16 protein-coding genes and 1 tRNA gene are annotated in these 21,061 nt (G+C 72.6%); 12 read left to right on the forward strand and 5 right to left on the reverse strand.

The window, feature by feature from the left end; all coding sequences use genetic code 11:
- Window positions 1-204: 204 nt before the first annotated feature.
- Entirely contained in the window at window positions 205-1,809 is a 1,605-nt protein-coding gene (locus ACFXDE_RS12335) for an MFS transporter (protein WP_380493444.1), read from the forward strand.
- Window positions 1,810-1,940: 131 nt separating this feature from the next.
- Here ACFXDE_RS12335 and aceE read toward each other — a convergent pair whose 3' ends face one another.
- Window positions 1,941-4,691: a pyruvate dehydrogenase (acetyl-transferring), homodimeric type gene (gene aceE, locus ACFXDE_RS12340; protein ID WP_380439312.1), complete on the reverse strand. Its 2,751-nt coding sequence runs from the start codon at window positions 4,689-4,691 to the stop codon at window positions 1,941-1,943.
- Between the two features lie 516 nt (window positions 4,692-5,207).
- Between aceE and ACFXDE_RS12345 the strand changes: the two genes are divergently transcribed.
- The 5 genes from ACFXDE_RS12345 (at window position 5,208) to ACFXDE_RS12365 (ending at window position 9,295) form a co-directional block, all read left to right on the forward strand.
- Entirely contained in the window at window positions 5,208-5,648 is a 441-nt protein-coding gene (locus ACFXDE_RS12345) for a DUF3052 domain-containing protein (RefSeq protein ID WP_380439314.1), read from the forward strand.
- Window positions 5,649-6,002: 354 nt separating this feature from the next.
- Entirely contained in the window at window positions 6,003-6,461 is a 459-nt protein-coding gene (locus ACFXDE_RS12350) for a peroxiredoxin (RefSeq protein WP_380493446.1), read from the forward strand.
- Between the two features lie 167 nt (window positions 6,462-6,628).
- Window positions 6,629-7,204 carry a TerD family protein gene (locus ACFXDE_RS12355; RefSeq protein ID WP_380439318.1) on the forward strand — a complete coding sequence of 192 codons (576 nt, stop codon included), beginning with the start codon at window positions 6,629-6,631 and terminating at the stop codon, window positions 7,202-7,204.
- Window positions 7,205-7,441: 237 nt separating this feature from the next.
- Window positions 7,442-8,020 carry a TerD family protein gene (locus ACFXDE_RS12360; protein WP_380493449.1) on the forward strand — a complete coding sequence of 193 codons (579 nt, stop codon included), beginning with the start codon at window positions 7,442-7,444 and terminating at the stop codon, window positions 8,018-8,020.
- A 174-nt stretch (window positions 8,021-8,194) separates the two neighbouring features.
- Window positions 8,195-9,295, forward strand: coding sequence for a DUF475 domain-containing protein (locus ACFXDE_RS12365; RefSeq protein ID WP_380439323.1), 1,101 nt, complete (start codon window positions 8,195-8,197; stop codon window positions 9,293-9,295).
- 96 nt (window positions 9,296-9,391) lie between these two features.
- Here the strand turns inward: ACFXDE_RS12365 and ACFXDE_RS12370 are convergent, their stop codons facing one another.
- Entirely contained in the window at window positions 9,392-10,597 is a 1,206-nt protein-coding gene (locus tag ACFXDE_RS12370) for a DUF2637 domain-containing protein (RefSeq protein WP_380493451.1), read from the reverse strand.
- Window positions 10,598-10,976: 379 nt separating this feature from the next.
- Between ACFXDE_RS12370 and ACFXDE_RS12375 the strand changes: the two genes are divergently transcribed.
- The gene (locus ACFXDE_RS12375; RefSeq protein ID WP_380439442.1) at window positions 10,977-11,717 is read left to right on the forward strand and encodes a Tellurium resistance; all 741 of its coding nucleotides are present in this window, start codon (window positions 10,977-10,979) and stop codon (window positions 11,715-11,717) included.
- Between the two features lie 194 nt (window positions 11,718-11,911).
- Here the strand turns inward: ACFXDE_RS12375 and ACFXDE_RS12380 are convergent, their stop codons facing one another.
- On the reverse strand, window positions 11,912-13,105 hold the full coding sequence (locus ACFXDE_RS12380) for a TerD family protein (protein ID WP_380493453.1): 1,194 nt from the start codon (window positions 13,103-13,105) through the stop codon (window positions 11,912-11,914).
- A 393-nt stretch (window positions 13,106-13,498) separates the two neighbouring features.
- Between ACFXDE_RS12380 and ACFXDE_RS12385 the strand changes: the two genes are divergently transcribed.
- From ACFXDE_RS12385 to ACFXDE_RS12395, 3 genes are all read left to right on the forward strand, one after another.
- Window positions 13,499-14,701: an HpcH/HpaI aldolase/citrate lyase family protein gene (locus ACFXDE_RS12385; RefSeq protein ID WP_380493455.1), complete on the forward strand. Its 1,203-nt coding sequence runs from the start codon at window positions 13,499-13,501 to the stop codon at window positions 14,699-14,701.
- A 73-nt stretch (window positions 14,702-14,774) separates the two neighbouring features.
- Window positions 14,775-17,354, forward strand: coding sequence for a phosphoribosyltransferase (locus ACFXDE_RS12390; protein ID WP_380493457.1), 2,580 nt, complete (start codon window positions 14,775-14,777; stop codon window positions 17,352-17,354).
- Entirely contained in the window at window positions 17,354-18,190 is an 837-nt protein-coding gene (locus tag ACFXDE_RS12395) for an HAD family hydrolase (RefSeq protein WP_380493459.1), read from the forward strand. Before ACFXDE_RS12390 ends, ACFXDE_RS12395 begins: the two co-directional genes overlap by 1 nt.
- A 67-nt stretch (window positions 18,191-18,257) precedes the next feature.
- On the opposite strand, the gene ACFXDE_RS12400 is transcribed toward ACFXDE_RS12395, so the two are convergent.
- Both ACFXDE_RS12400 and ACFXDE_RS12405 read right to left on the reverse strand, forming a co-directional pair.
- Window positions 18,258-18,476 (reverse strand): zinc ribbon domain-containing protein, encoded by a 219-nt coding sequence (locus ACFXDE_RS12400; RefSeq protein ID WP_380439336.1) that lies wholly within the window; start codon window positions 18,474-18,476, stop codon window positions 18,258-18,260.
- A gap of 94 nt (window positions 18,477-18,570) precedes the next feature.
- The gene (locus ACFXDE_RS12405) at window positions 18,571-19,923 is read right to left on the reverse strand and encodes a hypothetical protein (RefSeq protein ID WP_380493461.1); all 1,353 of its coding nucleotides are present in this window, start codon (window positions 19,921-19,923) and stop codon (window positions 18,571-18,573) included.
- Between the two features lie 162 nt (window positions 19,924-20,085).
- On the opposite strand from ACFXDE_RS12405, the gene ACFXDE_RS12410 reads away from it, so the two are divergent.
- Together ACFXDE_RS12410 and ACFXDE_RS12415 are read left to right on the forward strand one after the other, a co-directional pair.
- Window positions 20,086-20,160 (forward strand) — tRNA-Val (locus ACFXDE_RS12410).
- A gap of 143 nt (window positions 20,161-20,303) precedes the next feature.
- Window positions 20,304-20,996, forward strand: a complete 693-nt coding sequence (locus ACFXDE_RS12415; protein WP_380439340.1) for a VIT family protein — start codon at window positions 20,304-20,306, stop codon at window positions 20,994-20,996.
- The last annotated feature ends 65 nt before the right edge of the window (window positions 20,997-21,061 follow it).

Consider the following 21,061-nt stretch of genomic DNA (forward strand, 5'->3'; position numbering starts at 1 on the left):
GGTCGGGGTGGGAGGACAACCTTAGCGGCCTGACAAACGGCAGCACTGGCCAGAAGTCAGCCTTTGCCTATTGTCAGTGGCTGACATAATCTGCCGGAAGTGGCGCCCGTCGGGCCGGGTAGCTCGTGGGGACGGGTGGGCCGGGGCGCCACGACCACGTTCATTCGGCTTCGTTCGCCGCACACGCCCCGTGGAGGGCCCCAGATGAGCCAGTCCGTCGTCAACAACGCCAGGGCGGACGACCCGCCGCAGCGCTCGGCACCGCCGGGGGGTGGGATCAAGGGCCACCCGTGGCTGACCCTGCTGACCGTCGCGGTCGGCGTGATGATGGTCGCCCTGGACGGCACGATCGTCGCGATCGCCAACCCGGTCATCCAGGAGAAGCTGAAGGCCGCGCCGTCCGAGATCCAGTGGGTGACCAGCGGTTACCTGCTCGCGCTCGCGGTCTTCCTGATCACCGCCGGCAAGATCGGCGACCGCTTCGGGCACAAGACCACGTTCCTGGTCGGCGCGGTCGGCTTCGCCGCCACCTCGGCCGCGATCGGCTTCGCCGGCGACATCCGGACCGTGATCGCCTTCCGCGTCCTGCAGGGCCTGTTCGGCGCGCTGCTCCAGCCGGCCGCGCTCGGCCTGCTGCGCGGGGCCTTCCCGGCCGAGAAGCTCAACATGGCGATCGGCATCTGGGGCGGCGTGATCGGCGCCTCCACCGCGGCCGGCCCGATCGTCGGCGGCCTGCTGGTCGAGCACGTCAGCTGGGAGTCGGTGTTCTTCATCAACATCCCGGTCGGCCTGATCGCGCTCGTCCTCGGCCTGCTGGTGCTCCGGGACGTCCGCGCCGAGAACGCCGCCAAGTCCTTCGACGTGCCCGGCATCGTGCTGCTCTCGGTGGCGATGTTCGCCCTCGTCTTCGGCATCATCAAGGCCCCCGAGTGGGGCTGGGGCGACGCGTCCACGCTGCTGCTCCTCGGCGGCGCCGTCGTGCTGATGGTGCTGTTCGCGCTCTGGCAGGGCAGGGCCGGGGAGCCGCTGATCCCGCTCGGCCTGTTCCGCTCGGTGCCGCTGTCGGCGGGCACGCTGCTGATGGTGCTGATGGCCTTCGCGTTCTTCGGCGCGATCTTCTTCGTCACCTTCTACCTGCAGAACGTGCACGGGATGACGCCGGTCCAGGCGGGCGTCCACCTGCTGCCGATGACCGGCATGATGATCGTCGGCTCGCCGGTCGCCGGCATCGCGATCGGCAAGCTCGGCCCGCGCGTCCCGATCGTGGCCGGCATGCTGATCACCACCGCCGCGATGTTCGGCATGTCCACCCTGGACACCGGCTCGGGCACCGGCGTGATGTCGCTGTGGTTCGTCCTGATGGGCCTCGGCATCAGCCCGGTCATGGTCGGCGCCACCGAGGTGATCGTCGGCAACGCCCCGCTGGAGCTGTCCGGTGTGGCCGGCGGCCTCCAGCAGGCCGCGATGCAGGTCGGCGGCAGCCTCGGCACCGCCGTGCTGGGCGCGCTGATGGCCGCCAAGGTCGGCGACGTGCTGCCCGGCAACTGGGCCAAGGCCGGGCTGCCGCCGGTCGAGGGCCCGCAGGCCGAGGGCCTCAAGCAGGCCGCCCAGCTCGGCATCGCCCCGCCGGCCCCGCCCGGCACCCCGCAGCAGGTCGTGGACGGGATGGCCGGCGCGGTCCACCAGTCCTTCGTGAGCGGCATGTCGCTCGCCTTCGCGGTGGCCGCGGTGGTGGCCTTCGGCGCCGCCCTGCTCGGCCTGCTCACCCGCCGCGGCGCCAACGACGCGGGCCCGGCCGTGCACATCTGACCGTCGCGCGCCCGTACGGCGGCCCCGGACTCGGCGGAGTCCGGGGCCGTTCGCGCACCCGGCGCCGCCCCGGAAGGCCGAAGGGCCGGACCCCCTGCGGGAGTCCGGCCCCTTCAGTGCCTACGGGCTGATCAGGCGTCGCCGCCGGCGGCGCCCGGGTCGGCCGCGGTCACGTCGAGCAGCTGGTAGCGGTCGACCGCCTCCTTCAGCGCGCTGCGGTCGATCTTGCCCTGCTTGGCGAGCTCGGTGAGCACCCCCAGGACGACCGACTGCGCGTCGATGTGGAAGAAGCGGCGGGCGGCGCCACGGGTGTCGGCGAAGCCGAAGCCGTCGGCACCCAGCGACTGCCACTGACCCGGCACCCAGCGCGAGATCTGGTCCGGCACCGCGCGCATCCAGTCGGACACGGCGACGAACGGACCCTCGGAGCCCTGGAGCTTCTGGGTGACGTACGGGACGCGCTGCTGCTCCTCGGGGTGCAGCAGGTTGAACTCCTCGGCCTCCACCGCGTCGCGGCGCAGCTCGTTCCAGGAGGTCGCGGACCAGACGTCGGCCTTGACGTTCCACTCCTCGGCGAGGATGCGCTGGGCCTCCAGGGCCCACGGCACCGCCACGCCGGAGGCGAGGATCTGGGCCGGGATCTGGCCGGCGGTGGCCGGCGCGTACTTGTGCAGACCCTTGAGGATGCCCTCGACGTCCACGTTCTCGGGCTCGGCCGGCATCTTGATCGGCTCGTTGTAGACGGTCATGTAGTAGAACACGTCCTCGCCGTGCGGGTGCTCGGCACTGGTGCCGTACATCCGGCGCAGACCGTCCTGGACGATGTGCGCGATCTCGAAGCCGTACGCCGGGTCGTACGCGACGACGCCGGGGTTGGTCGAGGCCAGCAGGTGCGAGTGGCCGTCGGCGTGCTGCAGGCCCTCGCCGGTCAGCGTGGTGCGGCCGGCGGTGGCGCCGATCACGAAGCCGCGGGCCAGCTGGTCGGCCATCTGCCAGAACTGGTCGCCGGTGCGCTGGAACCCGAACATCGAGTAGAAGACGTAGACCGGGATCAGCGGCTCGCCGTGGGTGGCGTAGGACGAGCCGGCGGCGATCAGCGAGGCGGTGCAGCCGGCCTCGGAGATGCCGTCGTGCAGCATCTGGCCGGTCGGCGACTCCTTGTAGGCGAGGAGCAGGTCGCGGTCGACCGACTCGTAGGTCTGGCCGAGCGGGTTGTAGATCTTCGCCGACGGGAAGAGCGAGTCCATGCCGAAGGTGCGGTACTCGTCGGGCGCGATCGGCACGAAGCGGTTGCCGATGCCCTTGTCCCGCATGAGGTCCTTGAGCACCCGGACGAACGCCATGGTGGTGGCGATGGTCTGGTTGCCGGACCCCTTCTTGACCGCCTTGTAGGCGTCGTCGCCGGGCAGTTCCAGCTTGCGCGGGCGCACCTTGCGGGTCGGTACGTAGCCGCCCAGCTCGCTGCGGCGGTCGTGCATGTACTGGATCTCTTCCGAGTCGCGGCCCGGGTGGTAGTAGGGCGGGTAGCCCTCGTCGAGCTGCTTGTCGGTGATCGGCAGGTGCAGCCGGTCGCGGAAGCGCTTCAGGTCCTCGACCGTCAGCTTCTTCATCTGGTGGGTGGCGTTGCGGCCCTCGAAGTTGGGGCCCAGCGTCCAGCCCTTGACCGTCTGGGCCAGGATGACCGTCGGCTGGCCCTGGTGCTCGCGGGCCGCCTTGAACGCCGCGTAGATCTTCTTGTGGTCGTGGCCGCCGCGACCCAGGTGCTGGATCTGCTGGTCGGTCATGCTCTCGACCATCTTGCGCAGGCGCAGGTCGGAGCCGAAGAAGTGCTCGCGGATGTACTGGCCGGTCTCGGTGGCGTAGGTCTGGAACTGGCCGTCCACCGTGGTGTTCAGCTTGTTGACCAGGACGCCGTCTCGGTCCTGCGCGAGCAGCGGGTCCCAGCTGCGGTCCCAGACCAGCTTGATCACGTTCCAGCCGGCGCCCCGGAACTGGGACTCCAGCTCCTGGATGATCTTGCCGTTGCCGCGGACCGGGCCGTCCAGGCGCTGCAGGTTGCAGTTGACCACGAAGGTCAGGTTGTCCAGGCCCTCGCGCGCGGCCAGGGACAGCTGGCCCAGCGACTCGGGCTCGTCCATCTCGCCGTCGCCGAGGAAGGCGTACACCTGCGAGTCGGAGGTGTCCTTGATGCCGCGGTGCTCCAGGTAGCGGTTCATCCGGGCCTGGTAGATCGCACCGAGGGGGCCGAGGCCCATCGAGACGGTCGGGAACTCCCAGAAGTCCGGCATCAGCCGCGGGTGCGGGTAGCTGGACAGGCCGTACGGGGCCTTCGACTTCTCCTGGCGGAACGCGTCGAGCTGCTGCTCGGTGAGTCGGTCCAGGAGGAAGGCGCGGGCGTAGATGCCGGGGGAGGCGTGGCCCTGGAAGAAGATCTGGTCGCCGGACTCGCCCTCGGCGTCCTTGCCACGGAAGAAGTAGTTGAAGCCGACGTCGTAGAGCGACGCGGAGGAGGCGAAGGTGGCGATGTGGCCGCCCACGCCGATGCCGGGACGCTGGGCACGGGAGACCATGACGGCCGCGTTCCAGCGGGTCGCGTTCAGGATCTTGCGCTCGATCTCCTCGTTGCCGGGGAAGAACGGCTCGTCCTTGGTCGCGATGGTGTTGACGTAGTCCGTGCTGCGCATCTCGGGCACGGCGACACGCTTCTCGCGGGCGCGCTCGATCAGGCGGAGCATCAGGTAACGGGCACGCTCGCGCCCCCGCTCGTCGATGGCCGCGTCAAGCGACTCCAGCCATTCCGCGGTCTCCTCGGGATCGAAGTCCGGGACCTGACTCGGAAGGCCGCCAATGATGATCGGGTTGCGATCGGATCCGGAAGCCACGCTGTTCCTTCACTGTCGGTCGAAACTGAGGTGTGTCGCGCCGCCTCCATCGTGCTACCGCGCTCGGAGATCCGTCATCTCTACCGATCGGTAACCGTTCCGCCTGGTGGGCGGGACGGTCTGGCGGTGAGCGGAACAGGCGTCTTCGCCTGCGTCGCGCACCCCCGGGTGTTACGAAAAGAGGTGGTCCGACCTGGTTTCCCGTCCGCCCGATGGCGGGCGGCCGGGGTGAGGGCCAACAGGAGACTCTACGCCCGCGCACGCGCGGACCCGAATGCCGTTCGCATCTCGGGCATGCGTACGGCCTGTGGGCCGGGACCACCCGAAGCATCCTTGTCCCATGCAGAGAAGGGCAAATCGGTGTGATTCCCGCCACCTCGACCGGCGTGTCCCGGTGCGACACGTCAACCTTTGGAGGGGATCGGGGGTCGGGTACTTGCGCGAACCGCCGCGCCCGTGTGGACTACGGCCACAGCCTCGGCATGGATGCCGAGCCGAATACTGGAGGTTATTCCCGTGAGCGCGACCGCGGACCCCGCGGACAAGTCCAACCCGGCGGCCCGTCTCAACTTCGAGGAGGGCCAGATCGTTCAGGAGCTGGGGTACGACGAAGACACTGACCAGGATCTCCGCGAGGGCATCGAGGAGATCACCGGGACGGATCTCGTCGACGAGGACTACGACGACGTCGCCGACGCCGTCCTGCTGTGGCACCGCGACGACGACGGGGACCTCACCGACGCCCTCGTCGACGCCCTGGAGTACCTGGCCGAGGGCGGCCTCATCTGGCTGCTGACGCCCAAGACCGGCCGCGACGGCCACATCGAGGCCTCGGACATCGCCGACGCGGCCAAGACCGCCGGCCTGTCGCAGACCAGCTCCATCGCCGTCGCCAAGGACTGGGCGGCCACCCGCCTGGCGACCAAGGCCGCCCCGAAGGCGGGCGGCAAGCGCTGACCGCGCACCGAGCCCCGGGCCGCTGAAGAGCCCCGGCCGGGCCCCGTCGGAACTCCTCCGGCGGGGCCCGGCCGTTTTCCGTTCCGGTGCTCCGGTGCTCCGGTGCTCCGGCGCCGCTCGGTGTTCCGGTGTCGCTCGGCGTACCGGCTGCCAGGCGTCCCGGTACCGCCCGGCCTCCGGAGTTCCGCCGCTGCGGCCGGACGCCGCGCCGGGGGAGGCGTTCGCCCAGGGCGAACGCCGTCGGCCGTCCGGCGGCCCGCCCTCACCCGTCCGGCCGAACGCACCCGAACGGATGCGAGGATGTTGGCTCGCCGCGCCCGCCGGGCGGCGCCCGCCCGTCAGAAAGGTCCCACCATGGCCGTCGAGGTCGGCACCGGGGCTCCGGACTTCGAGCTCAGGACCCAGCACGGCGAGCTGATCGGGCTCTCGGACTTCCGGGGCGCCAAGGCCGTCGTCCTGGTCTTCTACCCGTTCGCCTTCACCGGGGTCTGCACCGGCGAGCTCGGCGCGATCCAGAAGGAACTGCCGCGGCTGCAGAACGACGCCGTCCAGGTGCTCGGGATCTCCGTCGACTCGCAGTTCTCCCAGCGCGTCTTCGCCGACCGGGAGGGCCTGGACTTCCCGCTGCTCGCCGACTTCTGGCCGCACGGCGAGGTCGCCCGCGCGTACGGCGTGTTCGACGAGGAGAAGGGCTGCGCCCTGCGCGGCACGTTCGTGATCGACAGCACCGGAACGGTCCGGTGGAGCGTCGTGAACGGCCTCCCGGACGCCCGGGACGAGCAGGAGTACCTGCGCGTCCTCGCCTCGCTCTGACGGGCGCGGCCCGGGCCTTCCACGGGTGCGTCGTGGGCCGGCGGGGGAACTTCGAACTACGCTCGGTCCGTTGATCGGGTGGGGCGCGGAGGCCGCCAGGCCGGCTCGTGCCCCGCACCGCACCACCGGGGGCGCGCCGCGCGTGCCTCCCGATTCTTGGAGGACACGTGGGAGTCAGCCTCAGCAAGGGCGGCAACGTCTCGCTCACCAAGGAGGCCCCCGGCCTCACGGCCGTCGTCGTCGGCCTGGGCTGGGACGTCCGGACCACCACCGGCACGGACTTCGACCTGGACGCCAGCGCCCTGCTCTGCAACGACCTCGGCAAGGTGTCCGGCGACGGCAACTTCGTCTTCTTCAACAACCTGCGCAGCCCGGACGGCTCGGTCGAGCACACCGGCGACAACCGCACGGGCGAGGGCGAGGGCGACGACGAGGCGATCAAGGTCAACCTGAGCACCGTCCCGGCCGACGTCCAGAAGATCGTCTTCCCGGTCTCGATCTACGACGCCGAGACCCGCTCGCAGAGCTTCGGCCAGGTGCGCAACGCGTTCATCCGGGTCGTCAACCAGGCCGACAACAAGGAACTCGCCCGCTACGACCTCTCCGAGGACGCCTCGACCGAGACCGCGATGGTCTTCGGCGAGCTGTACCGGGCCGGCGGCGAGTGGAAGTTCCGCGCCATCGGCCAGGGTTACGCCTCCGGCCTGCGCGGCATCGCCCAGGACTTCGGCGTCAACGTCTGATCCGCCGTTCGTCCGACGGGGCGTGCGGCGCCCCGACACCGCGTCACCCGGCCGGGGTGGCCGCGGACCCGAGGGTCCTCGGCCGCCCCGGCTTCGTGCTGTCCGCGGGCGCTGCGAGGATGTGAGTTCAGGAAGTTCAGGCGGCTCAAGGGGGCCGGCCGGGGCCTCGGGCGACTAAACCTGGAACGTCGCGCCGAACAACGCGCCCCGGGAGAAGGCAAGGGAGGAAGAACAGCCATGGTCGTCACACTCGCCAAGGGCGGGAACGTCTCGCTCAGCAAGGCCGCGCCCAATCTGACGCAGGTGCAGATCGGACTCGGCTGGTCCGCCCGCTCCACCACCGGCGCACCGTTCGACCTCGACGCGAGCGCGCTGATCTGCGGCGGGGGCCGGGTGCTGGGGGACGAGTACTTCGTCTTCTACAACAACCTCAGGAGCCCGGAGGGCTCCGTCGAACACCAGGGTGACAACCTCACCGGTGGCGACGACTCAGGCGACGACGAGGTGGTCCTCGTCAACCTGGAACTGGTCCCGGCCCAGGCCGACAAGGTCGTCTTCGCGGTCTCGATCTACGAGGCCGAGGCGCGGCTGCAGAACTTCGGCCAGGTGCGCAACGCGTTCATCCGGGTCGTCGACTCCGTGGACGGCCGGGAGATCGCCCGCTACGACCTCTCCGAGGACGCGTCCAGCGAGACCGCGATGATCTTCGGCGAGCTGTACCGGTACGCGGGCGAGTGGAAGTTCCGCGCGGTGGGCCAGGGTTACGCCTCCGGCCTGCGCGGCATCGCCCTCGACTTCGGCGTCAACGTCCAGTAGGGGGTCGGTGGCAGCGGAGGACGGACCAAGCGCATCCATTCCATGATCACGAAACCGTCATGACGACGGAGGGCAGTGCGGAGGTGACCTGACCGGGCGGCGCCCGGTCGGGGCGTCTCGGGACGAGGCCGCACCTGGGCACGCCCGAAACATCCCGAAAGGTAACCAAGTCCCGTGTTCCTCCGCACTTTCGGCTGGTCGTTCGCGATCACCGCCGTCGGCCTGGCCGCGGCCGGTCTCTTCTGGGGGGCCAAGGGGTTCGGCATCGTGCTGATCCTCTCGATCCTGGAGATCTCCCTGTCGTTCGACAACGCGGTGGTCAACGCCACCGTGTTGAAGCGGATGAACCCGTACTGGCAGAAGATCTTCCTGACCGTCGGCGTCCTGATCGCCGTCTTCGGCATGCGCCTGGTCTTCCCGCTGCTGGTCGTCGGCCTCACCGCGAAGCTCAACCCCGCGACGGTCGTCGACCTCGCGCTGCACTCCGACAAGACGCACGACGGCCTCACCTACGGCCAGTACCTGGCGGCGGCCAACCCGGCCATCGCGGCCTTCGGCGGCGTCTTCCTGCTCATGATCTTCCTGGACTTCGTGTTCGAGGAGAAGGAGCACAACTGGCTGTCCTGGATCGAGCGTCCGCTGGAGAAGGTCGGCAAGCTGGACGCCCTGTCCTCGGTCGTCGCGCTGGTCGCGCTCGTGCTCTCGGCCCGCTTCTTCGCGGCCGAGCACGCCGAGACCGTCCTGCTCGCCGGCGTCCTCGGCCTCATCACCTACCTCGTGGTCGGCGGACTCTCGTCGATCTTCGAGTCGGGTCTGGAGGCCGAGGCCGAGCGCGAGGAGGAGGACGAGAAGGCGGGCAAGTCGCTGATCCAGGTGGGCGGCAAGGCCGCGTTCTTCCTCTTCCTCTACCTGGAGGTCCTGGACGCCTCGTTCTCCTTCGACGGCGTGGTCGGCGCGTTCGCCATCTCCAACGACATCTTCATGATCACGCTGGGCCTCGGCATCGGCGCGATGTACATCCGCTCGCTGACCGTCTTCCTGGTCCGCAAGGGCACCCTGGACGACTACGTCTACCTGGAGCACGGCGCGCACTACGCGATCGGCGCGCTGGCCGGCATCCTGCTGGTCGGCATCAGGTTCCACATCCCGGAGATCGTCACCGGCCTGATCGGTGTCGCCTTCATCGGGCTCGCGCTCGGCTCGTCGATCCTGCGCAACCGGCGCGAGGGCGACGGCGCGGGCGAGGAGAACGAGCTGGTGGGCGCGGACAAGTAGCCCGTCCGCTCCGCCCGTTGCACGCGAAAACGGCCGCCTCCCGGGAATCCGGGGGCGGCCGTTTTCGCGTGTCGTGCGCGGGTGCTGCCGCTCGGCTCAGCCCAGCTGCTGCTCGATGGCGCGCAGCTTGCGCTCCAGGGAGTCCAGCTTCGGCATCGACAGCGTGTCGTCGTCGGCCGTGAGGTCGATCGCCGAGCTGCGGCGGGCGGAGCCCGACGCGTCGAGGGCGGACGACGAGGAGGACGAGGACGAGTAGGCGGAGGAGGACGACGAGGACGAGTAGGACGAGGACGACGACGAGTAGGTCGTCGGCGACGAGTAGGAGGACGAGCCGACGGCGGCACGCGGGGTGCGGCCGGAGTCCAGGGTGCTGCGCGAGGAGGGCTCGAACAGGGAGCCCGTGGAGGCGGGGGAGGCGGTGTCCGACCCGGCGGCTAGGGCAGGCTCCGTAGCGGTCGGGCCGTCGCCGGCCGCCGTGAGCGCGGGCAGGTTGCGGCCGCCGCGGGTCCGCGACAGCACGCCGCCCTGGCGCCGGGAGAGCGCCTTCAGCTCGGCCCGCTCGCGGCGGTCGGCGGTGCGGGCGCGCACCTTGGCGTCCTGCTTCGCCTGGCGCTCCTCGCGGACCTCCTCGACCGCCTCGTCCAGGCTGCGGACGTTCTCCAGCAGCATCAGGGACCACGCCGCGTACGTCTCGCGCGGGGCGCGCAGCCAGCGCACGATCCGGATCTGCGGCAGCGGGCGCGGCACCAGGCCCTGCTCGCGCAGCGCGGCCTTGCGGGTCTGCTTCAGCGCCCGGTCGAACAGGATGGCCGCCGAGATCGACATGCCGGAGAAGAACTGCGGGGCGCCGGCGTGACCGAGGCCGCGCGGCGCGTGCACCCAGTTGAACCAGGCCGAGGCGATCGCGAAGACCCAGACCAGCAGGCGCGAGCCGAGCGCCGCGTCACCGTGGCTGGCCTCGCGGACGGCGAGCACCGAGCAGAACATCGCGGCGCCGTCCAGGCCGAACGGGACGAGGTACTCCCAGCCGTTCGACAGGCCCAGGTTCTCCTTGCCGAAGCCCACTAGGCCGTGGAAGGACAGCGCGGCCGCGACGCCGGCGCAGCAGAACAGCAGCGTGTAGGAGGAGATCCCGTAGATCATCTCCTTGCGGCGGCGCCGCTCCTCGCTGCGCTCCCACGAGTCGCCGGACTCGTCCTTCTTCGCGTTCTTGAATCGCAGCGTCGCCATGAGGATGGCGACGAACAGCAGGGCTGCGCCGCCGACGACGGTCCAGACCAGCTGTATGGAGGTCAGGTTCATTGCGGGTCGGGCCTCGGGTTTCCGCAGGGGACAGTTTCACGGGCGAGCGGGGCTGAGCGGTACGGGCGGTCAGGTCCGGTCGTACGGAGCGGGCCTGACTGGCCGTCCGTCTCGTTCGTCGCCGCACGGTGTGCCCACCGCGCCCGCGCAGGGGCGGACGGGACACCTGTGCGGCTAGACGATATCGCGTCCGAAGGGGCGGCATGTTACGGGAGGGCGGCTTCCTCCCGCCAATCGGCCCTTCCGCGGACTTCGGTGAACGCGGGGCGGCCGGATCGGGTAGGGGAGGAGGAGGTCGGGGTATCCGACGGCCGGGCCGATGCCCGATCATGGAGCGGCGCACCGTCAGATCGCCTGGCGGGAGCAGGGGGAGGACTGGATGGTCTCGATCTGGGAGTACCTGCGCGGCGACCGGAGCTACACCTTCGACAACCCGGGCGGCCAGCACAAGGTCACCCTCACCAAGTCGGCCCCGCAGCACGCGATCACCGGCGCCGCGGCCACCACCGGCTACCTCTACGTCAACCTGCACTGGACCATGCGCTCCAGCGCCGGCCGCCCCAGCGGGCGGGAGACGCTCAAGCGCTTCTTCAGCCCGCGCATCTTCAGCCCGGTGGAGCCGGCGTCCCAGGTGAACGAACAGGTCAACGTCGACCTCGACCTGGCGTGCATGTACGAACTCACCGACGGCACCCGGGGCGTGGTGCAGCCGCTCGGCAACTTCTTCGGCGACCTGCGGGACCCGCCGTACATCAAGCTCAGCGGCGACGACCAGTACGGGGCGCCGTCGGGCGAGACGATGTACGTGAACCTGGAGAAGAAGGACAAGTTCAAGCGGCTGCTCATCTTCGTCTACATCTACGACGGCACCCCGGCCTTCGAGCAGTCCCACGCGGTGGTGACGATCGTGCCGCAGACCGGGCCGCGGATCGAGATCAAGCTGGAGGAGCGGACCCGGGCGGCGCGGTCCTGCGCGGTGGTGCTGATCGAGAACGCGGGGGACAACCAGCTGACGGTGCGCCGCGAGGTGCGGTACGTCAACGGGTTCCAGGCGGACATCGACCGGCTGTACGGGTTCGGGATGCAGTGGCAGCGCGGGTACAAGAACCAGGGCGACTGAGCGACTGAGCGGCGGGGCGGCCGTGACGGCCGTGACGGCCCCGCCGGGCGTTCTGCGGGCTCGGCGGGGCTTCGTTGTGCGGGCTTCGCTGGGTGGGGGTTCGCTGTGCGGGGCTTCGCTGGGTGGGGGTTCGCTGTGCGGGGCTTCGCTGAGTGGAGCTTCGCCGAGTCGGGGTTCGCTCGGCGGGGTTTCGCTCAGCGGGGCTGGAACTGCGGGCCCTGCGGGGGCAGTGCGAACTCCTCGGCCGGGGGCTGGTTCTGGGTCGTCGGCGCGGCCGGCGGCTGGGGTTGCCGGGGCGGCTGGGCCTGGGGCGGGTAGCCGTAGCCGCCGGGGTGCTGCTGGTGCGGGACCGGTGCCTGCGGCGGGTAGCCGTACCCGGTGCCGGGCTGGGGCGGCGGGTAGCCGTAGCCCTGGGCGGGCTGCTGCTGGGAGGCGTGTCCGGGCGGCGGCGGGTAGCCGTATCCCGTGCCGGGCTGCGGGGGCGGCGGGTAGCCGTACCCGGTACCGGGCTGCGGGGCGGGGTGCGTGGGTGGCATCGGCGGGGGTGTGTTCGGCGCCGGCGAGCCGGGCGGCGGGGTCATCGTGGGCGGGTTCGCCGGCGGCGGGGGCGCGGCGGGGCCGGCCGTCGGTGCCGTGGCGGGCGGGGGCGGGGTGGCCGCGGCGGCGGGTGCCGGGACGGCCGGGGCCAGCGTGAAGGTGCCGGGCTCGGGCCGGGCGGCCGCCGGGCCGGACGTCGGCAGCGGGGTGCTGCGCGGGTCGACGGCGTGGCCGGGGGCCTGGCCGGCGGCGGGCGGCGGGCCGGCCGGTGCGGCGGCGGCCTGCTGGACCGCCTGCTCGGCCTCGTCGTCGACGGTGATGCCGAAGTCGGTCGCCAGCCCGATCAGCCCGGCGCTGTAGCCCTGGCCGACCGCCCGGAACTTCCAGGTGCCCGAGCGCCGGTACAGCTCGCCCACGACCAGCGCGGTGACGGTGTCGGCGTCGGTGATCGCGAACTCGGCGATCGGGGGCCCGCTCTCGCCGGTCGAGGCGTCGAAGAGCAGCACGCGCAGCCCGGTCACCGTGCCGAAGGCGCCGCCCTCGGAGGAGCCCGCCAGCACCACCCGGTCGACGTCGGCGGTCAGCTTGGCGAGTTCGACCTCGACGGTGTCGGTGATCTCGGTGCCGTCCGGGGTCCGCTGCTTGGGCAGGTGGCGCACCAGGCCGGAGGGGTGCCGCGGCTGGTTGTAGAAGACGAAGTCGGCATCCGAACGGACCCTGCCGTCGGTGCCGAGCAGCAGCGCGGACGCGTCCACGTCCGGCGCACCGGGCGTGGCGCTCCAGCGCAGCACGGCGCGGACCGCCGCCGCCGGCAGTGCGATGTTGGCGCCCTTGGCCATCACGTGCGTCATAGCCGACCATCCTGCCTGTTCGCCACCCCTTCGGACAACGTGACCGAAGCAGCCGGGATCGCGCCGGATTTTGCCAAGCCTTGCGTTTGGCCGCCCGCTCCCTGGTGCGATCTGGGCCGGGTCAAGTGGACGATAGCCTTCCGGTGGCCGTGCGGAGCAGGGTGCGGGGCCGGTCGTCTTCGGCCGGAAGTCGCCCCCCGGCGCGCGGTGCGTCCGACGCCCGGGCGCACCGGGCACCCCGGACGGGACGGTACCGGCGGTGCACACGGACGGGTGATCGGGAACCACCGCGACGGGCGGACCGGTTAACTCTCGTGTCGTCCCGCGCCGCCGCGCGCCGCTTCGCACCCCGGAAACGTGCCGGCGGGCGTCGAAACCCCTGAGGAGAGCACCTTGCGCCATTTCGGCCACCTCGCCGACGACGTACGCGGCCGGCTCTTCCTCGAACCGCCCCGGCCGTTCTCCGCCGACGGCGACCCGGCGCTGCTCGCCACCGCCCTCGGCGGGACCCTCTACAGCCCCGCGACGCGGCCCGCCCTGGCCGCCGACATCCGCAAACAGGCTGCTCGGGGCGTGGTCTCGATGGTCCTCTGCCTGGAGGACGCCATCGCCGACCACGAGGTGGACGCGGGGGAGCGCAACCTCGTCGAGCAGTTGGGTGACCTGGTCAGGGATTTCACCGACTGCACACAGTCCCATCCCCTGCTCTTCATCAGAGTTCGCACCCCCTCCCAGATCGTCGATCTCACCCGGCGGCTCGGCGCCGCCGTCGGACTGCTCAGCGGCTTCGTCCTGCCCAAGTTCACCGAGGACGCCGGCGGTGCGTACCTGGCCGCGCTCGCCGAGGCCGAGCACGCCTGCGGGCGACGGCTGTTCGCGATGCCCGTCCTGGAGTCGCCCGAGCTGGCCCACCTGGAGACCCGGCGCACCCAGCTGTTCGGCATCGCCCGCCTGCTCGCCGAGCACCGCGACCGCGTGCTCGCCGTCCGCCTCGGCGTCACCGACCTCTGCTCCGCGTACGGCCTGCGGCGCTCGCCCGACCTCACCGCGTACGACGTCGCGCTGGTGGCCGGGGTGATCGGCGACGTCGTCAACGTCCTCGGGCGGGCGGACGGCACCGGGTACACGATCACGGGCCCGGTCTGGGAGTACTTCCCGCACCAGGAGCGGATGTTCCGCCCGCAGTTGCGGCGCACCCCGTTCACGTCGTTCACGTCCGGCTCGCGCCGGGCGTCCGGCGCGGGCGAGGGGGTCCGGCGGCGGATCATCGAGCACGACCTGGACGGGCTGATCCGGGAGATCCAACTCGACCGCGCCAACGGACTGTTGGGCAAGACCTGCATCCACCCCAGCCACGTGCCCGCGGTGCACGCGCTCTCCGTCGTCACGCACGAGGAGTACTGCGACGCCCAGGACGTCCTCCGGCAGGAGCGCGGCGGCGGCGGGGTGCTGCGTTCGGCGTACACCAACAAGATGAACGAGGCCCGGCCGCACCGGACCTGGGCGGAGCGGGTGCTGCTGCGCGCCGAGGTGTTCGGCGTGGCGCGGGAGGACGTGGGCTTCGCGGAGTTGCTGGTGAGCACCTTGGACGGGTGAGCGCCTCGTGGACTCGCGAAGAACATGCCGTCGTACCAGTCGTACCAGTCGTACCAGTGGAAGCGGGACCGCAGTGACAGCACAGCGAACGTGGACCGGCCGTTGGGTCGCCGAGCGGGCCGGGGTCGGCCTGGTCGGCTCCGACCACCTCCCCGACCTCGTCGGCCTCGCCCTCCGCGAGAACCGCAAACGCGCCCACCTGCTGGTCTCCACCGTGCTCGGCAAGCACGTGCCGCAGCGCCCCTCCGTCGTCCACGGCGCCGGGCTCGACCTCGGCCTGCGGGTCCGCGCGCTGCTGGGCGCCGAGGCCGCCGCGCGCGCCGTCGTCCTCGGGTACGCGGAGACCGCGACGGCGCTCGGCCACAGCGTCGCCGACGGTCTCGACGCGCCCTACCTCCACTCCACCCGGCGCCCCGTGGCCGGCGTGCGACCGCTCGGCGGCTTCGCGGAGGAGCACTCGCACGCGACCGCGCACCTGCTGCTCCCGGCCGACCCGCGACTCCTCGCCGGTGACGGTCCCCTGGTGCTCGTCGACGACGAGCTCTCGACCGGCACGACCGTCCTCAACACCATCCGCGAACTGCACGCGCGCCACCCGCGCTCCCACTACGTCCTCGTCGCCCTGGTCGACCTGCGCACCGAGGCGGACCGCCACCGGCTCGCCGACTTCGCCGCCGAACTCGGCGTCCGCCTGGACCTGGTGGCCACCGCCAGCGGCGCCGTCCGGCTGCCCGGGGACATACTCGACCGCGCCGAACGCCTGATAGCCGACGTCGGTCCGGCCCCCGAACTCCCGCCCGCCGCCGCGCCCGCCCCGCTCGTCCGCGTCCCCCTCGACTGGCCGACCGCCCTCCCGGACGGCGGGCGGCACGGCTTCACCCCCGCGGACCGCGCCCGCCTCGACGCCGCCCTGCCCCGCCTGGCCGGGCAGCTGGCCGACGCCCTCGGGGGTGGTCTCGGTGGTGGTCTCGGGGACGGTGATGGGGGCGGTGGTGGTGGCGGTCTCGTCGGTGAACTCCCGGACCGGATCCTGGTGTTGGGCTTCGAGGAGCTGATGTACGCGCCGCTGCGGCTGGCCGGTGCCCTCGCCGACCGGCTGGGAGGGGATCGCGTGCGGTACTCGACCACGACCCGCTCGCCCGTCCTCGCCGTCGACGACCCCGGCTACGCCATCCGCACGCGCCTCGCCTTCCCCGCCCACGACGACCCGCAGGACGACGCCCCGCGCGAGCGCTACGCCTACAACGTCGCCCCGGGCGCCGACCCCGACCGCCGCTTCGGCGCCGTGGTGCTGGTCGTCGACGACGTCGCCGACACGGCCGCGCTGGCCGAGGGCGAGCGCGCGCTGCTCACGCAGCTGCGGCAGGTCACCGACCGGGTGGTGCTCGCGGTGCTGCCGTCGTACCGACCGGAGGCTCCCGTGCATCCGTCACTCCCGTTCCCGGAGTCGTCGGCCTTCCCGGAGCCGCTGGCCGTCCCGGAGTCGTCGGCCTTCCCGGAGCCGTTGGCGTTCCCGGAGCCGTTGAGGGGGCCGGGGTTCTCCTCCTACGGCCCCGACGAAGTCGCCTGGCTGCTCAAGGACCTCTCCGGTGTCCCACTCGAAGCCCCCACCGAGGAGCGCGAGGAGGCCGTCCAGCACGGCGGTGCTCACTACGCAGAGTCGCTCCCGGTCGAGTACCGGCCGAGCCCCGAGTACCAGGAGCTGTACCACCAGGCGCTGCGCGCCTCCGCCCGCCGCATGGCCGTCGCCGTCGGCACCGTCGCCGAGACGCTGCTGCGCGAGCGCGGCCGGGGCCTGGTGCTCGCGTCGCTGGCGCGGGCCGGGACGCCCGTCGGCATCCTGGTGCGCCGCTGGCTCGCCTTCGCGCACGGGTTCGACGCGCCGCACTACGCCGTCTCGATCGTCCGCGGCCGCGGCCTCGACCCCGTCGCCCTGCGCTACCTCGCGGCCCACCACCACGCCCCCGGCGTCGTGTTCGTCGACGGCTGGACGGGCAAGGGTGCGATCACCCGCGAACTCGCCGCCGCCCTGGCCGGCACCTCCTTCGACCCCGGCCTCGCCGTGCTCGCCGACCCGGGCCGCTGCGTGCGCACCTACGGCACCCGGGACGACTTCCTGATCCCCTCCGCCTGCCTCAACTCCACGGTGTCCGGGCTGGTTTCGCGCACCGTCCTGCGCGGCGACCTGATCGGCCCGGACGACTTCCACGGCGCCAAGCACTACACCGAGCTGGCCGACGGGGACGTCTCCGCCGCCTTCCTCGACACCGTGGCCGGCCACTTCGCGGCCGTCCGGGACGAGGTCGCGCTCGCCGCCGGCCGGCTCGCCACCGACCCCGACCGCACGCCCGACTGGGCCGGCTGGGCCGCCGTCGAGCGGATCGCGGCGGAGTACGGCATCGGCAGCGTGAACCTCGTCAAGCCCGGCGTCGGCGAGACCACCCGGGTGCTGCTGCGCCGCGTCCCCTGGCGGGTGCTCGCCCGGCGCGGCGCCGGCGCCGACCTCGACCACGTGCGGCTGCTCGCCGCGCAGCGCGGGGTGCCGGTGGAGGAGGTCGACGACTTGCCGTACACGTGCGTCGGCCTCATCCACCCGCGCTACAGTCGGGGAGCAACCGGGGCTTCCGGTACGGCCGTTGTGGGGGAGGCCTGATGCACGCCCGACTCTCTTCGCTGGCCGTCAGCGACCTCGACCGCACCCTCGTCTACTCGAACCAGGCCCTCGCCCTGACCGCCCCCGACCGGCACGCCCCGCGGCTGCTGTCGGTCGAGGTGTACGAGGGCAGGGCGCACTCATTCGTCACCGAACGGGCCGCGGCGCTGCTCGCCGAACTCGCCCGGGAGGCCTGGTTCGTCCCGGCGACCACCCGGACCGTCGAGCAGTACGAACGGGTCAACCTGCTGGGCCCGCAGCAGGGTTGGACCCCCGCGTACGCGATCTGCGCCAACGGCGGGCAACTGCTCGTCGACGGCGTGCCGGACGGCGACTGGCGGGGGGAGATCACCGGCCGGGTCGCCGCCGCCTCGGCGCCGCTCGCCGAGGTCGTCGACCGCCTGGCGCTGGGGGCTGACCAGGAGTGGGTCCACCGGCGGCGCGTCGCCGACGGGTCGTTCGTCTACTGCGTCGTCGAGCGGGCGCGGATGCCGGCGGGCTGGCTCGACGACCTGGCCGGCTGGTGCGCCGAACGCGGCTGGACCGTCTCGCTCCAGGGGCGCAAGGTGTACGCCGTCCCGGCGGGGCTGACGAAGAGCGCCGCCCTGGCCGAGGTGGTCCGGCGCACCGGCGCCGGCACCGTCCTCGCCGCCGGGGACTCCCTGCTCGACGCCGACCTGCTGCTCGCCGCCGACGCCGCCTGGCGCCCCGGGCACGGCGAACTCGCCGACCGCGGCTGGACGGCCCCCGGCGTCACCGCCCTGGCGGAGACGGGGGTGGCGGCGGGGGAGGAGATCGTCCGTCGGTTCCTGGCGGGGGTGCGGGGAGCCCTTTAGGGGGCGCTCGGCGGGGCGTTCAGTGGGGCGTTCAGTGGGGCGCTCGGCGGGCTGTTCGGCGGGGTGTTCAGCCGCAGCAACCCCCGCCGCAGCAGCCGCCCCCGCCGGAGGGGGCGGACTGCGGCGCGCTGCTGCCGGCGCCGCCCGTGACGGCGACGGCGGACAGCAGCTTCACGGTGTCCTCGTGGCCCTGCGGGCAGACGGCGGGGTCGTTGGCCTGCGCCATCGTGCGGCGTAGTTCGAACGTGGCGCCGCAGGAGCGGCAGCGGAAGTCGTAGCGTGGCATACCCGCAGGGTACCGACGAGCGGGCCGGTCGGGTGGCTCGGCGGTGCGATCCGAGGCCGCCTCGGATCAGCGGCGGATCCCTGGTCGCCGCGGATCAGCGCTGGGAGCCGAGGTCGCCGCGGATCAGCTCGATCACCCGGGCCGCGGTGTCCCGGGCCGCCGCCAGTTCGGTCAGGAAAAGCCAGTAGTCCGGGTGCCGGCCGCCCTCCTCCAGCGTCGCGAGCGCCCGGTCGATCCGCGCGACCGCCTCGTCCAGCGGCGCGGCGTGCCGCGGGTCCGGCGCGTGCCGGCCGGCCATCGCGAGCCGCTGCGCGTCCCGGACGGCGAAGCGGGCCCGCTCGACCTCCCGGCTCGGGTCGTGCTGCACCTCGTTCAGCTGCCGCAGCCGCTCGCTGACCGCGGCGACCGAGCCGTCCGCGGTGTCCAGCAGGGCGCGCACCGTACCGATCGCGCCGGTCGCGTCCGCCCAGCGCTGCTCGTCGCGCGCCCGCGCCGCCTCCGCCAGCTTCCCCTCCGCCGACCGGCCGGCCTCCGCCACCTGCTCCGGCACCCGCTGCAGGTCCTGCCAGCAGGCCGTGCTGAACCGGCGGCGCAGCTCGCTCAGCGCGGGCCCGACCGTCTCGGCCTTGGTCTCCAGCGCCTGGACACGGGTCCGCAGGCTGGACAGCCGGCGGTCGATCTCCCGCGCGCGCTCGGGCAGCTGCGCGGCGTCGGCCGTGATCGCCCCCGCCTGCTGCGCGACGGTCTCCGCCCGCTGCAGCGTCGCCGCCACGCCGTGCCGGGCGGCGCCCTCGTTCAGCCGGCCCAGTTCCGGCGCCAGCTCGGCCAGCCGGGCCGCCAGGTCGTCCGCCCGCAGGCCCGCGGCGCGTGCGGCGTCCAGCGCGTTGCTCGCCGCGAGCAGCGCGCGCTTCGCCTGCTCGACCGCCGGGGTGACCCGCATCAACTGCTGCTCGGCGTGCTGGAGCACCGGCTGGAGACGCTGCAGGAAGTCGTTCAGCTCGGCCCGCGCGGAGCCCAGCTGGCCCCGCACGTCCTCCAGGACGCGCCGGGCCCGGGCCGCCGCTCCGGCGTCCAGCGTCTCGTCGTCCAGGTCGTACGCGTCCAGCGCGGCCAGGTAGTTCATGGTGACCTGGTCGACCCGGCCGGAGATCGCGTCGAAGTCCGCCTGCGTTCGCTGCGAGGTCGCGGCGTTCCCGGCGGCCCGGATGGTCTCCACCGTCAGCTGCACCTCGCGCTGCGTCGAGTCCAGCTCGTAGAACGCCTCCTGCGCGGCGTCCCGCGCCGCGCGGGCGTCCGCCCGCACGCCGTCGCCACCGCGCCGCCCCCACCAGCCGCCGCCACCGCCGGCCGACGCCAGCCCGACCGCGCCCAGCGCGCCGGCCAGCACCACCGGCAGCACCAGCGCCTCGGCCAGCCCGCTCCCCGCCCGACGCCGTCCCACCGACACTGCGCGCTCCCTGCTCCGACCGCTGATCCGCCCGCCATTGTCCCCGATCACCCCACCCCACCGGCACCCCCACCCACCGCACTCCCCGCCCACCCGCACCACACCACCCCCGACGACCAGGTACCCTAGGCAGTCGTCGTGCCCCCACCGGGCCGCGACGGGGGGCGCGTAGCTCAGTGGTAGAGCGCTGCTCTTACAAAGCAGATGTCGGCGGTTCGAAACCGTCCGCGCCCACCAGTTGCCCCGAAGGGCCGGTTCAGGAGTCATTCCTGGGCCGGCCCTTCGGCGTTGTGGGGCGTGGTGGTGAGGGGCTCATTTTGGTCCGTCGGGTGGGGGTGCTGCGGGTGGCGGGGGGTGTTGGGGCGGGTGAGGATCGGGGGGTGGACGAGTCGCGGGCGGCGTTGTCGGCGCGGTTGAACTGGTTGCGGGCCGCGGTGCTCGGGGCCAATGACGGGGTGGTGTCGACGGCGGGGATCGTGACGGGTGTCGCGGGGGCGGCGGGGTCGCGGACGGCGTTGCTGGCGGCGGGGGTCGCGGGGCTGCTCGCGGGGGCGATGTCGATGGCGGCAGGTGAGTACGTCTCGGTCAGCACCCAACGGGACACCGAGCGGGCCGCGTTGGCGAAGGAGCGGCGGGAGCTGGCGGAGGATCCGGAGGGGGAGCTCGACGAGCTGACGGACTACTACCGGGGGAGCGGGCTGACGGACGGGCTCGCCCGTGAGGTGGCGGTGGCGCTGACCGAGCGGGACGCCCTCGCCGCGCACGCGCAGACCGAGCTCGGCATCGACCCGCAGGTGCTGACCGATCCGTGGCAGGCGGCGCTGGCGAGTGCCGCCGCGTTCACCCTCGGGGCGCTGGTCCCGTTGCTGGCGGTGCTGTTGCCGCCGGAGTCGTGGCGGCTGCCGGTGACGGTGGCGGCGGTGGTGGCGGCGCTGACGCTGTCCGGGTGGACGAGCGCCCGGCTCGGCGGGGCGGGTCCGGTGCGTGCGGTGCTGCGCAACGTCGCGGGCGGGCTGCTGGCGATGGCGGTGACGTACAGCGGGGGCGTGTTGTTGGACCGCTTCACCGGGTGAGCGTGCCGGAGCTTCCGGAGGCGGCCCGCCACGGCCTGTGTTTGTGTGGCAGCAAACCGCTTGGG

The organism is Kitasatospora sp. NPDC059408 (genome assembly GCF_042751525.1).
Taxonomy (GTDB): Bacteria; Actinomycetota; Actinomycetes; order Streptomycetales; family Streptomycetaceae; genus Kitasatospora.